The organism is Christiangramia lutea, assembly GCF_022489035.1.
Lineage (GTDB): Bacteria > Bacteroidota > Bacteroidia > Flavobacteriales > Flavobacteriaceae > Christiangramia > Christiangramia lutea.
Map to the genome: position 1 here is coordinate 173,617 of NZ_JAKVTV010000002.1, position 19,510 is coordinate 193,126.

Annotated in this window: 18 protein-coding genes and 1 pseudogene; 16 read left to right on the top strand and 3 right to left on the bottom strand. The window is 37.0% G+C overall.

Annotated features, from left to right (window positions below; genetic code table 11):
• Positions 1 to 127: 127 nt before the first annotated feature.
• Positions 128 to 2,581 (top strand): replication restart helicase PriA, encoded by a 2,454-nt coding sequence (priA, locus tag ML462_RS07075; RefSeq protein ID WP_240713110.1) that lies wholly within the window; start codon positions 128 to 130, stop codon positions 2,579 to 2,581.
• A 48-nt stretch (positions 2,582 to 2,629) separates the two neighbouring features.
• On the opposite strand, the gene ML462_RS07080 is transcribed toward priA, so the two are convergent.
• Positions 2,630 to 3,340, bottom strand: a complete 711-nt coding sequence (locus ML462_RS07080) for a LytR/AlgR family response regulator transcription factor (RefSeq protein WP_240713111.1) — start codon at positions 3,338 to 3,340, stop codon at positions 2,630 to 2,632.
• 162 nt (positions 3,341 to 3,502) lie between these two features.
• Here ML462_RS07080 and rpsF point away from each other — a divergent pair, with 162 nt between their 5' ends.
• From rpsF to ML462_RS07100, 4 genes are all read left to right on the top strand, one after another.
• On the top strand, positions 3,503 to 3,841 hold the full coding sequence (gene rpsF, locus ML462_RS07085; protein ID WP_240713112.1) for a 30S ribosomal protein S6: 339 nt from the start codon (positions 3,503 to 3,505) through the stop codon (positions 3,839 to 3,841).
• A 2-nt stretch (positions 3,842 to 3,843) separates the two neighbouring features.
• Positions 3,844 to 4,143, top strand: coding sequence for a 30S ribosomal protein S18 (rpsR, locus tag ML462_RS07090; RefSeq protein ID WP_026916063.1), 300 nt, complete (start codon positions 3,844 to 3,846; stop codon positions 4,141 to 4,143).
• Between the two features lie 12 nt (positions 4,144 to 4,155).
• Positions 4,156 to 4,605, top strand: coding sequence for a 50S ribosomal protein L9 (rplI, locus tag ML462_RS07095; protein ID WP_240713113.1), 450 nt, complete (start codon positions 4,156 to 4,158; stop codon positions 4,603 to 4,605).
• 65 nt (positions 4,606 to 4,670) lie between these two features.
• Positions 4,671 to 5,144, top strand: coding sequence for a DUF6495 family protein (locus tag ML462_RS07100; RefSeq protein ID WP_240713114.1), 474 nt, complete (start codon positions 4,671 to 4,673; stop codon positions 5,142 to 5,144).
• A gap of 75 nt (positions 5,145 to 5,219) precedes the next feature.
• Here ML462_RS07100 and ML462_RS07105 read toward each other — a convergent pair whose 3' ends face one another.
• Positions 5,220 to 6,458, bottom strand: coding sequence for an ABC transporter permease (locus tag ML462_RS07105; protein ID WP_240713115.1), 1,239 nt, complete (start codon positions 6,456 to 6,458; stop codon positions 5,220 to 5,222).
• 134 nt (positions 6,459 to 6,592) lie between these two features.
• Between ML462_RS07105 and hisS the strand changes: the two genes are divergently transcribed.
• The 5 genes from hisS (at position 6,593) to ML462_RS07130 (ending at position 11,299) form a co-directional block, all read left to right on the top strand.
• Complete coding sequence (hisS, locus tag ML462_RS07110) at positions 6,593 to 7,969, top strand: histidine--tRNA ligase (protein ID WP_240713116.1); 1,377 nt, start codon at positions 6,593 to 6,595, stop codon at positions 7,967 to 7,969.
• A 135-nt stretch (positions 7,970 to 8,104) separates the two neighbouring features.
• Positions 8,105 to 8,701 (top strand): DUF502 domain-containing protein, encoded by a 597-nt coding sequence (locus ML462_RS07115; RefSeq protein WP_240713117.1) that lies wholly within the window; start codon positions 8,105 to 8,107, stop codon positions 8,699 to 8,701.
• Positions 8,702 to 8,820: 119 nt separating this feature from the next.
• Complete coding sequence (locus ML462_RS07120) at positions 8,821 to 9,474, top strand: hypothetical protein (RefSeq protein WP_240713118.1); 654 nt, start codon at positions 8,821 to 8,823, stop codon at positions 9,472 to 9,474.
• Between the two features lie 17 nt (positions 9,475 to 9,491).
• Positions 9,492 to 10,232 carry a DUF2092 domain-containing protein gene (locus tag ML462_RS07125; RefSeq protein ID WP_240713119.1) on the top strand — a complete coding sequence of 247 codons (741 nt, stop codon included), beginning with the start codon at positions 9,492 to 9,494 and terminating at the stop codon, positions 10,230 to 10,232.
• Positions 10,233 to 10,267: 35 nt separating this feature from the next.
• A complete protein-coding gene (locus ML462_RS07130; protein WP_240713120.1) occupies positions 10,268 to 11,299 on the top strand; it encodes a DUF6515 family protein in 1,032 nt (343 codons plus the stop codon).
• Positions 11,300 to 11,326: 27 nt separating this feature from the next.
• Here ML462_RS07130 and ML462_RS07135 read toward each other — a convergent pair whose 3' ends face one another.
• On the bottom strand, positions 11,327 to 12,277 hold the full coding sequence (locus ML462_RS07135) for an aldo/keto reductase (RefSeq protein ID WP_240713121.1): 951 nt from the start codon (positions 12,275 to 12,277) through the stop codon (positions 11,327 to 11,329).
• A 267-nt stretch (positions 12,278 to 12,544) separates the two neighbouring features.
• Here ML462_RS07135 and ML462_RS07140 point away from each other — a divergent pair, with 267 nt between their 5' ends.
• From ML462_RS07140 to ML462_RS07170, 6 genes and pseudogenes are all read left to right on the top strand, one after another.
• Positions 12,545 to 13,318 carry an MlaE family ABC transporter permease gene (locus tag ML462_RS07140; protein WP_423738474.1) on the top strand — a complete coding sequence of 258 codons (774 nt, stop codon included), beginning with the start codon at positions 12,545 to 12,547 and terminating at the stop codon, positions 13,316 to 13,318.
• A pseudogene (locus ML462_RS07150) lies at positions 13,315 to 14,070 on the top strand (ABC transporter ATP-binding protein). The gene ML462_RS07140 and the pseudogene ML462_RS07150 overlap by 4 nt, the downstream one beginning before the upstream one ends.
• A gap of 5 nt (positions 14,071 to 14,075) precedes the next feature.
• The gene (locus tag ML462_RS07155; RefSeq protein WP_240713124.1) at positions 14,076 to 15,062 is read left to right on the top strand and encodes an MlaD family protein; all 987 of its coding nucleotides are present in this window, start codon (positions 14,076 to 14,078) and stop codon (positions 15,060 to 15,062) included.
• Positions 15,063 to 15,171: 109 nt separating this feature from the next.
• A complete protein-coding gene (locus ML462_RS07160; RefSeq protein WP_240713125.1) occupies positions 15,172 to 15,717 on the top strand; it encodes a hypothetical protein in 546 nt (181 codons plus the stop codon).
• Positions 15,718 to 15,824: 107 nt separating this feature from the next.
• Positions 15,825 to 16,658 (top strand): universal stress protein, encoded by an 834-nt coding sequence (locus tag ML462_RS07165; protein WP_240713126.1) that lies wholly within the window; start codon positions 15,825 to 15,827, stop codon positions 16,656 to 16,658.
• 166 nt (positions 16,659 to 16,824) lie between these two features.
• Entirely contained in the window at positions 16,825 to 19,467 is a 2,643-nt protein-coding gene (locus ML462_RS07170; RefSeq protein ID WP_240713127.1) for a cation-translocating P-type ATPase, read from the top strand.
• Positions 19,468 to 19,510: the final 43 nt, after the last annotated feature.

Sequence of the window (19,510 nt, forward strand, 5' to 3'; positions counted from 1 at the left end):
CCGAAAGCTGTTCTTAAACTTTCATTCTTGCTATCGAATAACTAAAGATTCTTAATATTTTTGAATCTTAGAGTTATCAAGCAAGTTGAATTAAGAACAGTTTTTTTCATTTAACCAAACTTTGTAAATGCCCTATTTCGCCGACCTTATTCTTCCCTTGCCCTTAGATAACAGGTTTACTTATAGTTTAACCGAAGAGGAGGCGCAATTTATTCAGCCAGGAATGCGATTAGCTGTGCAATTCGGTAAAAATAGGATATATACTGGAATTGTCGCGTTGATTCACCAGAATCCTCCGGAAGTTTATGAAGCAAAACCCATTCACCAGATCCTTGATGAAGAGCCCTTGCTTACCAATGATCAGTTAAAATTTTGGTCTTGGTTAGCTACCTATTATTTATGTACAGAAGGTGAAGTTATGCGTGCGGCATTGCCTGGTGCATTTCTACTTGAAAGTGAAAGTATAGTTAAGCTTTCAAGTGAAATTAATACAGATTTTGAAGAGCTTTCTGATGATGAATTTTTAATAGTCGAGGCTTTGCAGCGACAATCTTCAATGAAGATTCAGGAGATAGAGCAATTGCTGGATAGTAAAAAAGTCTTACCTATTCTTAATAAACTTGTAAGCCGGCAACTAATAGATTTGAACCAGGAAATTTATGAGCAATTCAAACCGAAGGAGATAAGGTTCGTTAAGTTGAATCCTGCTTTTGAGGCTGAAAGTGAAATGCATAAGCTTCTTGATGAGCTTTCTCGAGCTCCGAAACAAAGAGAAGTTTTATTTACCTATTTCTCTCTTACGGCCAAGTCTAAAAAACCTTTAAAGGTTAAAAAATTGCTCAATGAATCGGGTGCTAGTGCCGGTGTTATAAAGAGTCTTATCGATAAAGATATACTAGAGGAGTTTTACGGGGAAGTAGATCGGGTAACATTTACCGGTGAAATAAATTCACATGAGATAAAATTTAACCAGTTCCAGGAAAAAGCTTTCAATGAAATAAATCAGAATTTTTCAGAAGATAAAGTTTGCCTTCTCCATGGCGTGACATCTTCAGGTAAAACCGAGATTTATATAAAACTTATCGAGCGGGCAATTAATAAAGGGAAACAGGCTTTGTACCTCTTGCCGGAAATAGCTCTTACTACTCAGCTCATAAAAAGGCTTCAGAATTATTTTGGTGATAAGGTATTGGTCTATCATAGTAAATATTCTCTAAATGAGAGAGTAGAGATTTATAATAAGGTTCTGGAAAATACAGAAAAGGGCAAGATTGTGATAGGAGCGCGGTCTTGCATCTTCCTACCATTTAGGGATCTGGGCTTAATAGTGGTTGATGAAGAGCATGAATCTACATTTAAACAATTTGATCCTGCGCCGCGTTACCACGCTCGTGATGCGGCAGTTGTGCTGGCAAATATGTTTCAGGCCAATATCATCCTTGGATCTGCAACTCCCTCAATTGAATCTTATTTTAATGCCGAACATAATAAATATGCCCTGGTTGAGCTGAATCGTAGATACGGTAATGTTCTTATGCCGGAAGTAGAAGTGGTAGATATAAAAACTGCTCATAGGAAAAAAAGGATGATAGGGCATTTTTCTGAAAGGCTTATTGAAGAGATCAAGGAAAGTATTAAGGAAGGTGAGCAGGTGATCCTTTTTCAAAACCGAAGGGGCTTTTCACCAATTATGGAATGCAATACCTGTGGTCATTCTCCGCAATGTCCTAATTGCGATGTAAGTTTAACTTATCATAGTCATAATAATCAGTTGCGCTGTCATTATTGTGGATATCATATTGCCATGCAAAATCAATGTATGGCCTGTAGCAGCAATGAAATTACCACAAAGGGCTTTGGAACCGAACAGGTGGAAACAGAATTAAAGGCTCTTTTCCCCGATCAAAAGATTGGAAGAATGGACCAGGATACAACACGTGGTAAGCACGCCTATGAAAAGATAATCACAGCATTCGAAAATGAAGAGATCGATATTTTGATAGGTACACAGATGCTTACCAAAGGACTTGACTTTAGAAAAGTAAGCTTGGTCGGGATCATGAACGCCGATAATCTCCTTAATTTTCCTGATTTTCGAGCTCATGAAAGAAGTTTTCAGTTAATGCTTCAGGTTGCGGGAAGATCGGGAAGAACCCAGAAAAGAGGAAAAGTTCTAATTCAAACATACAATCCACATCACCAGATCATTCAACAAGTGTCTACCGGTGATTTCAAAGGAATGTATGCTGAACAGCTGGAAGAAAGGTACCAGTACCAGTATCCTCCATATTTCAGGTTAATAAGGCTTACCCTGAAATGCCGTGATTATTCTAAAACGAATGAAGCCGCTGAGTGGCTTGCTCGTGCACTCGAAAATGTTTTTGACCGATATGTGTTAGGGCCGGAGTTTCCTCCAGTAGCCAGGATTAGAAATGAATACTATAAAAATATTCTAATAAAAATCCCTAAAAAACAATCCCTTGGAAAGACTAAAAAGATGGTGCATAGAATTTTATCAAGTTTCCGGGCTATTGGGGTTTATAGATCGGTTAGGGTAGTGGTTAATGTGGATCCACAATAAAAAAGCCACTATAAAAGTGGCTCCATTTATCATAAAGTATATAATCTTCTATTGAATCGCACTAAGTGCTTCCACTAGATTTGCCTTTTTATGTCGGCTAAGAGGTAGTTTCTCTTTATCTATTTCAATATTTTTACTATTGTATCTTTCAATCTTGTCGAGATTCACAATGTAAGACTTGTGCGTTCTAAGGAATCTTTCGCTTGGTAATTGCTTTTCAAAAGATTTCATGGTTGCAAGAACCACAAAATTATCCTTTTCGGTTACAAATTTCACATAATCTCCCAGGGCCTGAATGTATTTCAGTTTACTCAGGAACACTTTTCTATTCTTCAGGTTGCTTTTTACAAAGATGAAATCGTCATCTTCAGGAGCGGCTGTTTGGTGCTTTAACTTATATAGATTTACGGCTTTACTAACCGCGTTATTAAACCTGTCTTTAGTAACTGGTTTATGAATATAATCTACAGCATCATAATCGAAAGCCTTAAATGCATACTTGGTTTTTCCCGTTACAAAGATTATTTGAGGTTTGTTTGGGAGGTTATCCAGAAGTTCAAAACCGGAAAGTATAGGCATCTCGATGTCCAGAAATATAAGATCGGTTTCTGTATCTAAGAGACCGTTTTTTGTTTCAATAGCATTATTATATTCTGCAACGAGTTTAAGGTTTGGATGATCTTTAATCAATTTTACAATTGAGAGCCTCTGGAGGCTAGAATCATCTACCACAGCACATTTGAGTAATATTTCTTCCACGGTTAATAGGTTAGTCCTAACAATATTACTTATTAAAATTAAGAAATACAAGGTAAAATAATTTTTCACCTACATTAATCATATTTTATCATTAGTAATATGCTTTGAAATATGGATTATTAATTATATTTTTGCACCCGATTTAATTTAAAGAATAATTTTATGAACAATTATGAAACTGTTTTCATCTTGAATCCCGTTTTATCTGATGAGCAGATAAAGGAGACAGTTAAGAAATACGAAGATTTTCTTGTTTCGAAAGGGGCTGAGATGGTAGCTAAAGAAGATTGGGGCCTAAGAAAACTGGCTTATGCAATCCAACACAAGAAAAGTGGTTTTTATCACTTATTTGAATTCAAAGCTCCAGGTGAAGCTATTGAGCCTTTAGAATTGGAATTCAGAAGAGACGAGCGTATGATGCGTTACCTAACTGTAAAGTTAGATAAGCATGCAGTAGCTTGGGCTGAGAAAAGAAGAAAACGTAACAAGGAAAAAGCGTAATCATGGCAACATCTATTGAACAACAAGCAAAAGGAAAGAAAGACGGAGAGATCAGGTATCTTACTCCTCTGAATATAGAAACAACCAAAGCTAAGAAATACTGTAGATTCAAAAGATCTGGTATTAAGTACGTAGATTATAAAGATCCAGATTTCTTAATGGGATTTGTTAATGAACAGGGTAAATTGTTGCCTCGTCGTTTAACAGGTACTTCTTTGAAGTTTCAGAGAAAAGTGGCTACAGCCGTTAAGCGTGCTCGTCACTTAGCATTAATGCCTTACGTAGGTGATTTATTAAAATAAAAAGAGGCAGTTATGGAAGTGATACTTAAAAAAGACGTAGATAATTTAGGATTTACAGATGATGTTGTAACCGTAAAGAACGGTTACGGTAGAAATTATCTTATTCCACAAGGATATGCTGAACTAGCTACTCCTTCTGCTAGAAAAGTTTTGCAAGAAACTTTGAAGCAGCGCGCCTATAAAGAGCAAAAGCACATTGACGAAGCTAAGAAACAGGCTGAAAAACTTAATAACCTTGAAATTAAGCTTACTGCTAAGGCAGGTGCAGGTGATAAGTTATTCGGTTCTATCACTAACGGTGATCTAGCTGATGCCCTTGCTAAAGAAGGTGTAGAGATCGAAAAGAAATATATTAGCATCGCCGGTGGTAACATCAAGCGTTTAGGACAGTATGAAGCAACTTTGCGTTTTCACCGTGAAGTAGTTTCTAACTTTACCTTCGACGTTGTAGGAGAAGCTTAATTTATTTTACTCATAGCAAAAAGCCTGCTCATAATATGAGTGGGCTTTTGTATTTATAATCAAGAATGAAATACGCAAGATTAACAAAGGAGCAGTTAGAAGAAATGCACCAGGAATTTATAAATTTCCTGGCAACGCAATCTATTACTGCCGATGAGTGGGAACAAATTAAAAAGGAAAAACCAGAAACAGCTGAAGAAGAACTGGATGTTTTCAGTGATCTTGTCTGGGAAGGGGTTTTAAATAAGGTGGAATACCTGGAGCATTTTTCACCAAACCAGATTTTTCTTTTTAGAATTACGGCGGCTACTATCGAATTAATTGCGGTAAAGGTTGAAAATGAAGCTATAGATATTACCACCCGTGAAGGATATCAATGGCTACAAACTAATCTTATGGATGATACGGTGAATATATATACTTCTACAAAGGCCATAAGTGATGACAGAAATAAAGATATATTCGCTTTAATCAAACAGGGCGCGAATATTACTAAAGGGGAGCTCTATAGCTATTTTCAAGATGTAGTTGAAGGATAACCTGGAATTGTTTTAGCAATGAATTAATAAAACAAAGAATCAATTTTTGAATTGTTTCATTGATAAATTATTTAATTATTCATACCTGAGCGACTCTATAGGATCCTGTTTTGCAGCTTTCGCGGCAGGATAACTTCCGGCTAGTATGGCCACCAGGATAGTGATACCCGTAGCCCATAACATTGCTTTCCAGGGCGTAGTAAACGCAAAATCCAGGGAACTGGAAACCGCAAAGCCTATTCCTATTCCTAAAAGTATACCTAGTATACCGCCAATCTGACCAATTACCAGTGTCTCTAGGAAAAACTGGGTTGCTATGGTGTTGTTTTTTGCACCAAGTGCCTTGCGAACTCCAATTTCCCGGGTTCTTTCAGTTACGGTTACCAGCATAATATTCATAAGCGCGATCGATGACCCGAAAATGGTGATAATTGAAATGATCCAGGCCGCTATATTCAAGGCTCCGGTAATGGATAAAATTCGATTGATTAAATCATCACTTCGCTCAAGCCCAAAATTATTTTCTTCCTTAGGGTTTAGTCCACGAATATTTCTGAATGTAATGATAGCTTCATCCATGGCAGTGTCCAAAAGATCTTTGTTTTCAACTTTAACACTCAGGCTGTAATTGATATTGGGCTGCGAGAAAATGGAGCGGGCATGCTGGATTGGTATGAAAACTCTTAGGTCCTGGTTATTTCCGAAAGTACTTCCTTTGGACTCCAACACTCCGATAACCTTAAATTTTGCTCCGCGAATACTAATGGTTCTGTTTACAGGATCAAATCCTTTAAAGATCCCGTCCTTAAAGTCTGATCCTATCACCGCTACATTATTATTGTTCTCAATATCGAATACATTGAATTCACGACCTTCTTCCACCTCAAGCCCGGAGTTTTCAAGGTAATATTGGTTTACACCCATTACCGAGATTTCGGGATCTGTCTTTTCATTCTGATATTTAATTTCGGCAGTAGAGGTGCCGGTGAAAGAAATAGCAGTTTCAGTATAAGGATATTTAAACTTCTCTTCAAACTCCTTGACTTCACGATAGCTAATCACTGGATTAATCTTTCTATCCTCATTTCGGGAACTCTGGGTCCTGAACTCGTAACGCTGAAGGTTAAAAGTATTGGCGCCCATAGAAGCAAAATCCTTGCTAATGGTGTTTTCCAAAGCCGCTACGGCACTTAAAATCCCAACAAGTGCGGTAATTCCAATAGCAATGATAAGAACCGTAAGAATTGTTCTTAATGATTGATTTTTTATGGAATTCAGGGCGATCCTTATATTTTCCCGAAATAATGAAAACATTGATTGAATTTTCTGGCTTACCGGTTAGACTATAAAATTAGAACTTTGTTACTTAAAATTTCAATTTTGTTTGGGTTCGCTTAAAAATTAAGATATTTGCAGTCCGAAATAGCAAATTCAGCTTAAAACAGATCATGGCACAAAAACCATCAATACCAAAGGGTACAAGAGATTTTTCTCCGGAAGAAGTCGCTAAGAGAAATTATATTTTTGAAACGATTCAGTCAGAATTTAAAAGATTTGGATTTCAACCGATTGAAACCCCCAGTTTTGAGAATTCCTCTACCCTCATGGGAAAGTATGGGGATGAAGGTGACCGACTGATCTTTAAGATTTTAAATTCTGGGGATTTTCTGAAGAAAGCTGATAAAAATGCCCTGGCTGAAAATGACAGTAATAAGCTTACTTCCTCAATTAGCGAAAAAGCCTTGCGCTACGATCTTACAGTTCCTTTTGCCAGATATGTGGTGCAGCATCAAAATGAAATAGAATTTCCGTTTAAGCGTTACCAGATCCAGCCTGTATGGCGAGCAGATCGTCCTCAGAAAGGTAGATTTAGAGAGTTTTTTCAATGTGATGCAGATGTTGTTGGAAGTAAAAGTCTGTGGCAGGAAGTTGAATTTGTTCAGCTCTATGATGCTGTGTTTTCAAAACTGCAGCTGAATGGTGTTACCATAAAAATTAATAATAGAAAAGTGCTGTCAGGTTTTGCCGAAGTGATAGGGGAGCAGGATAAACTTATTGATTTTACAGTAGCACTCGATAAACTTGATAAGATTGGCGAAGAAGGCGTTAAAAAGGAAATGCGTGAAAAGAGTATTTCTGAAGAGGCTTTGGATAAAATCCAGCCTATCTTTAATCTGAAAGGTGATTTTGCTAAAAAGATCGAAGTTTTAAAAAGGATCCTGGAAGGATCGGAAATTGGGCAAAGAGGTATTGAAGAACTTCAATTTATTCAAAATGCAATTGAAGCCATGCCTTTAAAAACAGCAAAATTAGATTTGGACGTCACCCTTGCGCGTGGCCTCAATTATTATACGGGTGCTATCTATGAGGTTGCAGCTCCAGATAAAGTAAAGATGGGCTCTATTGGTGGAGGTGGTCGCTATGATGATCTAACCGGTATTTTCGGTTTAAAGAACATGAGCGGGATTGGAATCTCTTTCGGATTGGACAGGATCTACCTTGTAATTGAAGAATTGGATCTATTCCCTAAAACGGTAACAGAGAACACTAAGGTGCTTTTTATCAATTTCGGTGAAAGTGAGGCGCTTTATGCAATGAAGGCGGTTAGTGCCCTTCGAAGGGAAGGTATTGTAGCAGAACTTTACCCAGATTCAGCTAAAATGGGTAAACAGATGAAGTATGCTGATAAAAGAGAAATTCCATATACCGTACTTGCAGGTGAAGAAGAAATGAATAATGAAAAGTTCACATTAAAATATATGAAATCTGGAGACCAGTTAAGTTTAAACCTTGAAGAACTCGTTAAAAAATTAGAAATGATATAAATTCCAGATAAATCAATTAAAGCCCTCATCAATTAATTTTGATGGGGGCTTTTGTTTTTTAAATATTTAATTAAAACCGTTAAACCCTGTAAATCAAATTTTTGAATTATATTAAGCTGTTAATTCATTTCAGGCATGTCAGCTTTCAAGAATACTTTTCGCGCTTTAATAGTGGGAGGATTACTTTTCCTTTTTCCTTTAGTGGTTCTTATTGTGATTGTTATTAAGGCAATCAATATGGTTAGGCCGGTTGTTCATAAAATGGCAACTTCTTTAGGTATAGAAACGATTTTTGGAACAGCAACGATTGGTTTACTTGGAATCATTTTTATTCTAATTGTTTGTTTTATCAGTGGATATTTGATCCATTTAGGACTCTTGAAAAAATGGAATTCCTCTTTTGAAGAAACCATTTATACTCTTTTCCCACCTTTAAGAAGATTGAAATTCAGATTATTTTCTGAAGATAAAGATACCGATGAAGAATGGATTTCAATTCTGTTGAAAAGAGATGATAGCTTTAATATAGCTTTTATCACTTACAAGAGTGAGAATGGAATTATGAGCATTTTTATTCCAGATGCTCCTGAAATAAGCAATGGAGAAGTAATCCTGATGCCCGAATCAAAATGTGTTTATCACCGTATTCCAAGGCAACAGGCTATGAAATTGTTGTTACGATTCGGTAAAGGTTTAGATGTTAAAGAATATCAGGAAATTGAAAATTTGTAAACTATTAATAATTAGTTGTTTATATTTATACAAATAACCGATAGTTATTCACCCTCGTTCTATTTAAGGTAGTCTTCAGTTTTAGTCCAAAAATAGATTTGTTATTACAACTTTATAGTATGAAGAAGTTATTAGGTTTTGTAATTTTCGTTTTTCTTACCAGCTATACTATTCGCGCTCAGGGTATCAATATTTCGATTCAAGGAGGATATGTTTTTGACGATAGTTTTGATTCCTATTTTGATTTTAATGAATTTTATGAGGGTAAAATTGAAGGAGGTCTTCAATGGGGTGTTGGGCTTGAATATATGTTTAGACCAGATTATGGTTTGGAAATAACTTACCTTAGACAGGATACAGATGGACCTACCAGTTATTTTCGAAGAAATGATTCTTCCATTAGGTACACGAATTTTGATTTGGGAATTAATTATATAATGTTAGGGGGTAACAGGTATTTTAATTTTTCTAATAATTCTTTGGTTGGATTTGCTGGGTTGATGGCCGGAATAGTTGCCGTATCTGCAGAAAATCCAGAAAACGGAATGAGTGGGGATGCAACAAAGTTTTCCTGGGGAGCTAAATTAGGAGTTATTTATTGGTTCTCAGATATAATTGGCTTTAAAATACAAACAGATCTTAAATCTGCGGTCCAGGCAATGGGAGGTGGATTATATTTTGGAACAGGTGGAGCCGATGTTGGTTTAACGAGTTATTCTACCATTTACCAATTCGGTATTGCTGGCGGGATTGTATTTAAAATAGATCAATAATTTTCAACTTATAAATTATGAATAAGAAAGTTTGTATCGCCATTTTACTTGTGTTTTTCTCATTTAATTTATTTGGTCAGGCAGAGAAAACTTCTCTTGATACTATGGCCGTAAAAATCCTGGACCGTATGGCTGATTTTATAGGAGGCCTGGAATCAGTAAGTTTTACTGCTAATATTTCTCAGGATGTTGAACAAAATAGGTATGGTCTTGTAAAGGAATTTTCGAAAGATGAAGTTTTTATGATTGGTCCAGATAAAATGCATGTGCATTCAAATGGAACCGATGGGCACAAGGGCTACTGGTATAATGGTGAGTCCCTGGTGTATTATTCCTTTAAGGAAAATAACTATTCTGTAGTAGATGCTCCTTCAGATATAGTAACCATGATGGATAGTATAAATTATGCCTTTGAAATTGAATTTCCTGCTGCAGATATTTTTTATCCAGATTTCGTAGATACAATTATTGTAAACTTCGATCATATCGAATATCTGGGAAATAAAAATGTGAATGGGGTCGATTGTTTTCAAATTATGGCAGTGAATGAGAATACTAATTTTCAGATCTGGATTACAAATGATGGTTTCTTTCTTCCTGAGAGGTTTGTCATAATTCATAAAGATGATGACTTTAAACAATATCAAGTCAATTTTACTAATTGGGATATTAACCCAATACTTCCTACAGAAATGTTTTCTTTTGAACCTCCACCAGGTGCTAAGAACATTGCCATTATGACCACGAAATCAAATTAGGATGAATTAGATCCTGAATCATAAAATATCCTGTTATGAAAAAATCTATTCAAGTTCGTATCCAATATCTTACTATTTTAATTTGTATGCTTCTTTTTCTTTTTCCTGTGCATCAGGTAGAGGCTCAGCGAATTAATAGAGGAGGCAGGGCTCAGATGTCAAGGCCAGCAGCAAGACCGGCACCTTCACGTCCTATAAGAAACGTAAATACGAGGAACTTCTCCAAACCTTCCAACCGATCTATAAACGGAGGTGCGGTGCGAACAAAAAATACAAAGGTACCTTCCAGGAATATTGCCAGGGATAAAAAACTGGATAGGTCTGAGGTCAAGAGACCACCAAATCGTCCTTCTACAGGTAGAGATCAGGTAGGAAACCGGAATCCTGGAGATAGGAATACAGGTGATAGAAAACCAGGAAACAGGAATCCTCGAGATAGAGATAAAATAAATATAGATAATAGCCGGGATAACATTAATATCAATATAGATAATAGCCGTGATATCAATATTCGTAATACCAGGGTGAGAAGTAGTGGTAGAATTTATGTTAGACCTCCTTATATTTTTGGCGGCTTCAGTTTTTATGCCTTCAGGCCATATTACTATCATCCTTTTAGGCCATTTTACTGGGGACCATACTGGCATCCCTGGGGATATTTCGTAGCCAGCCTTGCCACTACAGCTATAATAATAAGTATAGAGAATCAGCGATATCACTATGATCAGGGAGTATACTATATTCAGGAAGATGATGGATACCGGGTAGTTCAGGCGCCTGTTGGTGCAGAAATAAAGGAATTACCTGAAGGAACACAAACTGTGGAAGTTAATGAAACCACCAATAATTACTATTACGGCGGCACCTATTATGAAAAGGATGGAGAGATGTACAAGGTAGTACCTCCTACTGCCGGTACAATTGTACCCAATCTTCCAGAAGGAGGAGAAGAAGTTCGTGTAGGCGAACAGACCTTTGTTAAATATGGCGAAACTTATTACCAGCCTGTACAGGTTGATGGGAAAAATATGTATGAGGTAGTTGAAGTTAAGGAAGGAGAATCATAAATATTTGCTTCTTTCCTTGGTAATAATTTATGCGCTTGCAGAATTTAGTTTTTCCATTTCCTCATCAGAAAGCGACATATCCATGGCTTCCTGGAATGATATTAATTGTGAATTACTTGTAGCACTAGCAATAGGTGATGTAATCCCTGGACGTTGCATGATCCATCTTAATGCGATCCCGGCCTGAGATTTATTATGGTGGTCAGAAATGTCTTTTAAAGCTTTTAAAATCTTGTCACCTCTTTCATCAAAATAATTTTTCAGAAAAGGTTCTCTGCTAGTGCCTTTTATCTCCTCTAACGAATTATATTTTCCAGTTAAAAATCCACTCGCCAAAGAAAAGTAGCTCGCAACTCCAAGTTCATTTTCCATACAAATATCTCTAATTTCCTTTTCAAATTTGTCACGCACAGCCAGGCTATATTCCGGTTGGAAAACCTCATACTTCGGAAGGTCACTATTTTTTGATGCCTGGAGAGAATCCTTAAGCCGATTTGGAGCTAGGTTTGAAGCGCCAATATATCTTACCTTTCCATCTTTTATCAGTTGGTCATAAGCTCCAAGGGTTTCCTCCACCGGAGTTTTATCGTCGTCCCAATGTGTGTAATAAAGATCGATATAATCTGTTTGAAGCCTTTTAAGGGAATCTTCCACCGCTCTCATAATATGAGTTTTAGAAATATCCTTGTCACCACCCTGTTGCATGCTGGATCCAACTTTGGTAGCAATAATTGTTTTATCCCGATTTCCTCTATCTCTGAAATATTTTCCAAGAATGCGCTCAGATTCTCCACCGGAATTTCCATCGGCCCAACGAGAATAAACATCTGCAGAGTCTATATGATTAATTCCCATATCCAGAATCCTATCGAGTAGGTCAAAAGATTCCTTTTCATCTACGGTCCACCCAAAAACGTTCCCCCCGAATATTATGGGCGAGGTATAAAGCCCGGATTTTCCCAATTGTTTCGTTGTCATAATCTTCAACTTTTTTGAGAATATAAGATTTACCTGTCACAATTATCGCAGACCATGAACTTCTTAGAAATAGTTTAACATTCATTTAGGAAAGGTTGATCTCCTGAAAATTCTATTTATCCGGAATCGATGACATCGGTCATAGATGTATATAACATATTCTCTCTAATTTTATATAAAGGCTAAAACTCATGTAAAACACTGTAAAACAGATGTTTGAACTGGTTTGTAATCTGTTTATCTTTAATATGGTAAAACTTCAAAGTAGTGGAAAATAACATTTGGTATAAAACCAGGGCATTTTTCGAAGAGGCCGGCGGAATAGTAATTTTCACTGGACGTTTCTTCAGTGAGGTGTTTAAACCGCCATTTGAATTTAAGGAGCTTTTGAGGCAGTGTTACCAGATGGGAAATAAATCACTACTTCTGGTTGGGGTCACAGGCTTTATACTAGGTTTGGTGTTTACTCTACAATCAAGGCCTACGCTTATGGAGTTTGGTGCCGAATCCTGGATGCCCTCGATGGTTAGTATTTCTATTGTGAGAGAGATAGGTTCTGTGATCATCGCTCTAATTTGTGCAGGGAAGATTGGTTCAGGGATTGGAGCTGAACTTGGATCTATGAGGGTGACCGAGCAAATAGACGCGATGGAGGTATCTGGTACCAATCCGTTTAAGTACCTGGTGGTAACCAGGATAGTGGCAACCACCTTAATGCTGCCTTTGCTTGTTTTGATTGGGGATGCCATAGCTTTATTCGGTTCGGCGATCATCGAAAATCTAAAGGGGGAGGTAAGCTTTCTTTTATATTTCAATCAGGTGTTTGATGCCCTAACTTTTGCAGATTTGATACCTGCAACCATCAAAACTTTCTTTTTCGGTTTTGCCATAGGCCTGGTTGGATGTTACAAAGGCTATTATTGTTCAAAGGGGACTATGGGGGTAGGAGAGGCTTCAAATTCAGCAGTAGTATATACTTCCATGCTTTTATTTGTTATTGACTTTATAGCTGTATTCGTAGCTGATATATTTAATGGATGATGACAAAGATCATTAATAGAGAACCCATTCTTGAGATCAAGGATCTAAAAAAATCCTTCGGGGATCAACATGTCTTGAATGGTTTTAATCTCAAGCTTTTCGAAGGAGAGAATCTTGTGGTTATGGGTAAATAGGGTTCAGGAAAGTCTGTGATGATCAAATGCCTGGTTGGTTTAATGCAGGCTGACAGTGGTGTTATCCGGATCAAAGACGAAGATATTGAGGTTCTGGGAAGGGCCGAACTTGATCTTTTAAGGACAAACATTGGATTTTTATTCCAGGGAAGTGCCTTGTATGATTCTATGACGGTAAGGGAAAATCTTGAATTTCCATTAAGAAGACATAAGGAGAAACTCAAGATGAAAGAAGACAATGAGACTTTGGTTTTGGAAGCTTTGAAGAATGTAGGACTGGAGCATACCGTAGACCTAATGCCATCTGAACTTTCCGGAGGAATGCAGAGAAGAGTAGCCCTCGCAAGAGCTTTGATTCTTAAACCTGAGATCATATTGTATGATGAACCTACCACAGGGCTAGATCCCATTACTTCAAAGGAAATCATCCAGCTTACGCGAAATATTCAGGATACTTATAATACATCCTCTCTTATTATAACTCATGATGTGGATTGTGCCAGGGTTATCTCCAACAGGATGATTCTACTCGTAGATGGTATAAACTATATAGAAGGGTCTTTTGATGAACTTGTAAGGTCTCAGGATCCCAAAGTAAAAGCCTTTTTTAAAAATTAGCGATCATGGAAAAAACAACATCTCAAAAAATAAAACTGGGTGTCTTCGTAGTAACAGGCATGCTTATCCTGATAGCGGCACTTTATTTTATCGGGAACCGGCAACATATATTCACAAGGAATATCCCGGTATTTGCTGAATTTGAAAATGTAAATGGTTTACAAATTGGAAACAACGTAAGGTATTCGGGAATTAATGTTGGAACTGTAAGTAAGATCAGGATGCTTGAAGAATCCAGGATTCTGGTCCAGATGATGGTTGAGGAGTCTACTGGCAGTTTCATCAAAAAAGATGCTATTGCCACTATAGGTTCAGATGGGCTGGTAGGAAGTATGGTCGTTAATATTTTACCTGGAAACCAGAATTTAGCAGCCATAATTCCAGGAGATACCATTGCAACTTATAGTAGGATAGGAGCCGATGATATGCTTTCAACCCTTAATGTTACTAATGAAAATGCGGCTTTACTAACCTCAGACCTTCTGAAGATCACCAATAAAATTTTAGAGGCTAAGGGAACTTTGGGTGTCCTGGTGAGTGATTCTTTACTTGCCAAGGACATTAAAATAACTTTGGAAAATCTTAAGGAGACCAGTGCTCAAACAAACCGGGCTATGAAAAAGATTAACCGCGAACTTTCAGAAATAAAATTGAATGAAAGTGTTGCAGGAACCTTATTAACCGATACAATTTCAAGGGATAGAATAGAAAATGTTATTAAGAACCTTGATTCATCTACCAACAGTATTGTTGAGATCATGCGAAACGTGGAATTAATAATAGAGGAAATAAGAGAGGGTGAAGGAGCTTTTAATTACCTAACCCAGGATAAGGAGCTAGTTCAGAATTTAGACACCACCATGGTTAATATCAAAGAGTCTTCCATTAAAATGAATGAAAACATGGAGGCGCTAAGACATAACTGGTTCTTTCGTGGATATTTCAGGAAGTTGGAAAAACAAAAAAGAAAAGAGGAAAAGAAGAATAAGTAAACGATCTTTTAATTCCTGGTTTTATAATAGTTTAACAGAGCTTGTTTTATTCTTAACGAATTTGATTCGACATAATATTTATCTTCCGATTAAACCAAAATTATCGATTATGAGGATTGCTATTCTTTTTATTTTATTTCCAGTTTTATTAAGTGCACAAAAAGTAGCAGATAAATTCATTTTATCTCCTGCAGGTTTCGAGGATTCTGTGATAAGGGAATACCCCGAAAAACCAGATTCTGAATTGTTCCTGGCTGCTAAGAAATGGGCAGATAATATTATTTCTAATCCTGTAGATGCTATAAGCAGGGAGATCGAAAACCAGTATCTTGAATATAAAGTATTTGTACCACAGGCATTTTCTATAGAAGACGATGGCAGGACTTATACCTGGGATGCAATGTTTGATCTTTCTTTTAGATTTAAAGATGAACTTATTCGTTATGATGTGGAAATTGTAGAACTTTCCAGCCCAGATGCACCAACATTTCAAATTGTTGGAGGAGAAAACGATTGGGCCTTTTATGCCATTAACAATGAGCCCTACCCCTTAACTTCAGATGCCAGAAAAATAATGGAGGAAACCGTGAATGATTTCATCAGGGGAGTATCAGCATACGTGAACCGGAATGCCAAAATTCCGGAGAAGAACTAAAATTCATTTTAATCATATGTGTTACTCAAAAGATAATTAATTGATTTTTATCATATTTTAATAGGAGAGGAAGCTGTAAATTTACTAGAATCATAAAATTTATAGCCATGAGAAGGATACTTGTTCCCACCGATTTTTCAGAAATTGCTGCTTATGCTTTGAAATATGCCGCCAACCTCGCGGGTAATTCTAATGCTGAAATCGTCGCCTTGTACATGATAAACCGGGAGGATGCCTTCCTTAGCAGAAAGGAGGCTATGGAGCTTTATGAAAATATCGATTATCACAAACGAATAAATGATTCTTTCGATGAATTCCTGAACCACGATTATTTAGATGGAATTAAGGTAAGCACTGAAATTCGCCGACAAGTGGATTTTGAAAAGATAGGTGACCTCACTTCAGAATTAGATATAGATCTTATTGTTATTGGAACACACGGAGCTCAAGGTCTGGGCGGGATGTTAATTGGTTCTAATACTGAAAAGGTAGTTAGAACAGCAGAGGTTCCTGTTCTGGTAGTAAAAAATAATCAGTCCTATTTTAAATTGAACAAAGTTATTATGGCTTGTGATTTCAATATTGAGATGAAAGATGCTTATAAAAAAGCCAGAACCTTTCTAAAGGATAATTCAATGGAGTATGACCTGGTATATATAAATACTCCAGAAGACTTTATGAGCACAACCATGATCGACGCTGAGGTTAAAAAATTTTATAAAGCTCTGGATATGGCAGATGCTGAAAGTCAGGATGAGGTGAAAATATTCAATAATTATAACATTGAAGCAGGAGTTTATAACTATGCAAACAAGGTGAAAGCCGATCTTATTGTACTTCTTACCCATGGTAGAAAAGGTCTTGCCAGACTTATCTATAGTAGTTACGGAGAAAAAATGGCCAATCACTCAGAAATTCCTGTTCTTACTATTAAGGCCTGAAATTTTTAGTATAGCTTAAATTTTAAGCTACTTATGATTTCTACTAAAGGTTTTTCCTGAAAAACTTTTAATATAATTTTGATATTCAGTGATATGAATGGTTTCGTCAAGGTTTAAAAACGAATTTTCATTTATACCTGAAGATGCACTGTAGATAATAACAGTAATGCTAAAAAACGCTTACAATCTAAGTGTAAAGGAGGTTATTGACCGCTTACAGTCTGATCCTGATAACGGATTAAGCTCTAATGCGGTAAATGAACGTTTAAAAAGATTCGGGGAGAATAAACTAACTCGTAATAAACCAAAAACCGCCTGGCAAATTTTGCTGGATCAATTCCTAAGTCCTATCGTCTATATTCTGGTAGGTGCAATGTTTCTCGCATTATTCTTCAATGAGATCCTGGAAGCTATCGCCATACTATTGGTAATAATCATCAATACCGCTATTGGATTTTTTATGGAATTCCAGGCGGTAAAGTCTTTTACTGCCCTAAAGAAAATGGTGCAAACTCGCACTATGGTAGTTCGTGATGGTGTGACCAAGGAAATGGCTTCAATATCTCTGGTTCCTGGTGATATTATTTTCATTAATGAAGGAGATGTGATTCCAGCAGATGCCCGGTTGATCGAACAATCTGCCCTTCTTCTCAAAGAATCCATGCTCACAGGTGAAAGTGAAGACGTACCTAAGAACCTGGAGAAGTTGTCTTTGGGTCTTAGAATCACTGAACAAAAGAATATGGTTTTCAATGGGACAGTTGTATCCCGTGGGAACGCGAAAGCTATAGTATGTGCAACTGGTGATAAAACAGCGATAGGAGAAATAAATATAATGACTCAAAAAGCGGAAGATAGATCAGCTCCACTTCAAAAAAAGCTGACGACCTTAACATACTGGCTTATTATCTTCACCTTGGTCCTGGCCGCAATAATAGCGGTTTCAGGATTTTTCACTTCGGCAGATACTGAATTAATGCTGAAAACAGCCATCGCCCTGGCAGTAGCGGCTATTCCAGAAGGCCTTCCCGTGGTCGCAACGATTACCTTAGCCAGGGGAATGGTTAAATTATCTAAACAGCAGGTGGTGATCAAAAACCTCGATTCAGTTCAAACTTTAGGGGAGACCAACACGATTTGTACAGATAAAACTGGAACTCTCACCGAGAATAAAATGAAGGTTAGGACTGTTGAGTTTGAAGATCATAAGATTGAATTAGAGAATGGTATTGAAAGACTCCCAAATAAAACTCGGCATAACGTGTTTGAAGAACTGGTGAGAGTTGCGGTTCTATGTAATTATTCCAATCCTGCTAAGCTAAATAAACATGGCGATGTCATAGACCAGGCACTTATGGAATTCACTTCAGAGTTAGGGATTAACGTTGAGAAAATTATAAAAGATCATCCTGAGAGTCATGATTACCCTTTTGATGTAGAATTAAAACTTATGGCTACTGTAAATCATCTAAATAAAGAATTTTTAGTTTGTGTTAAAGGTGCCCCGGAAAATGTTCTGCAACATTGTACTTCCATTATGGTTGATGATAAGGTAGTTCCTTTAACAGACAAGAAATATTGGCTGGATAAGATCGATTTGCTTGCTTCAAAAGGACTGAAAGTACTTGCCTTTGCCAGGAAGATCATCAAATCTAAAGAAACTAATAAACATTCCTGTATAGATAAACTTACCTTATTGGGAATTGTTGGCTTTCTAGATCCTCCCAGGGAAGATATCAAACAAACCATTCAGATTTACAGAGAGGCCGGTATAGATGTAAAAATGCTTACCGGAGATCATCCTGGGACCGCTATGAATATTGCTGAATCAATTGGAATTTTTGAGAATGAAGAACTCGCGAAAAGGGTGATAGTTGGAGCAGACTATTCAGATTTTAATAATATCGATTCAGATGAGAAATCCGGATTATTGAGAGCAAATGTCTTTGCCAGAATGCTGCCACAACAAAAACTGCAACTAATCAAATTTTTCCAAAAAAACCAGGGTGTGGTGGGTATGCTGGGTGATGGTGTTAATGATGCTCCTGCATTAAAGGCGGCCGATATTGGTATTGCAATGGGTATTCGGGGTACAGAAGCGGCTAAGGAAGCAGCCGATGTTATTCTTTTAGATGATAAATTCACGGCTATAAAACTAGCGATACATCAGGGCAGGGCGATCTTTGAAAATATCAGATATTTCGTAATATTTCTGATCTCCTGCAATCTCGCTGAGGTTATATCGGTATCTGTAGCTTCCTTTACTAAATTACCTATGCCATTATTACCTATGCAGATATTGTACCTGAACCTGGTGACAGATATCTTTCCGGCACTGGCTCTAGGTTTAGGGAAGGGTAGTAAAGGCATTATGAAAAATAAACCAAGACCTCCCGGAGAGGCAATTCTTACCAGGAAGCACTGGAGTAGCACAGTGATGTATGGAATATCAATTACTTTAAGTGTAATTGGGGTGGTGATTTATGCACACGGATTCATGAAGGCTTCTTTCATGGAGACAAACAATATGGCTTTTAATACGCTTGTTTTTGCTCAACTGATTAACGTATTCAATTTGCCGGGCAGAAAAACTTCATTTTGGAAAAATGAGATTACTCAAAATAAATGGATATGGATTGCATTAGCCTTATCTGTAATAATCACCTACCTGGGATATAGTATTCCGTTTTTAAGTGATGTTCTATCTCTTGGAGATCTTAGCTTTTATCAGGTATATATCTCTATACTTTTTGCTGTTCTCTCATTGGTGATATCTCAAATTCTTAAAAGATCAGGCGTTATAAGTTGAAATGAAGATTACAATTTCTGTGAAAAAGTAAAGAACGTGAATT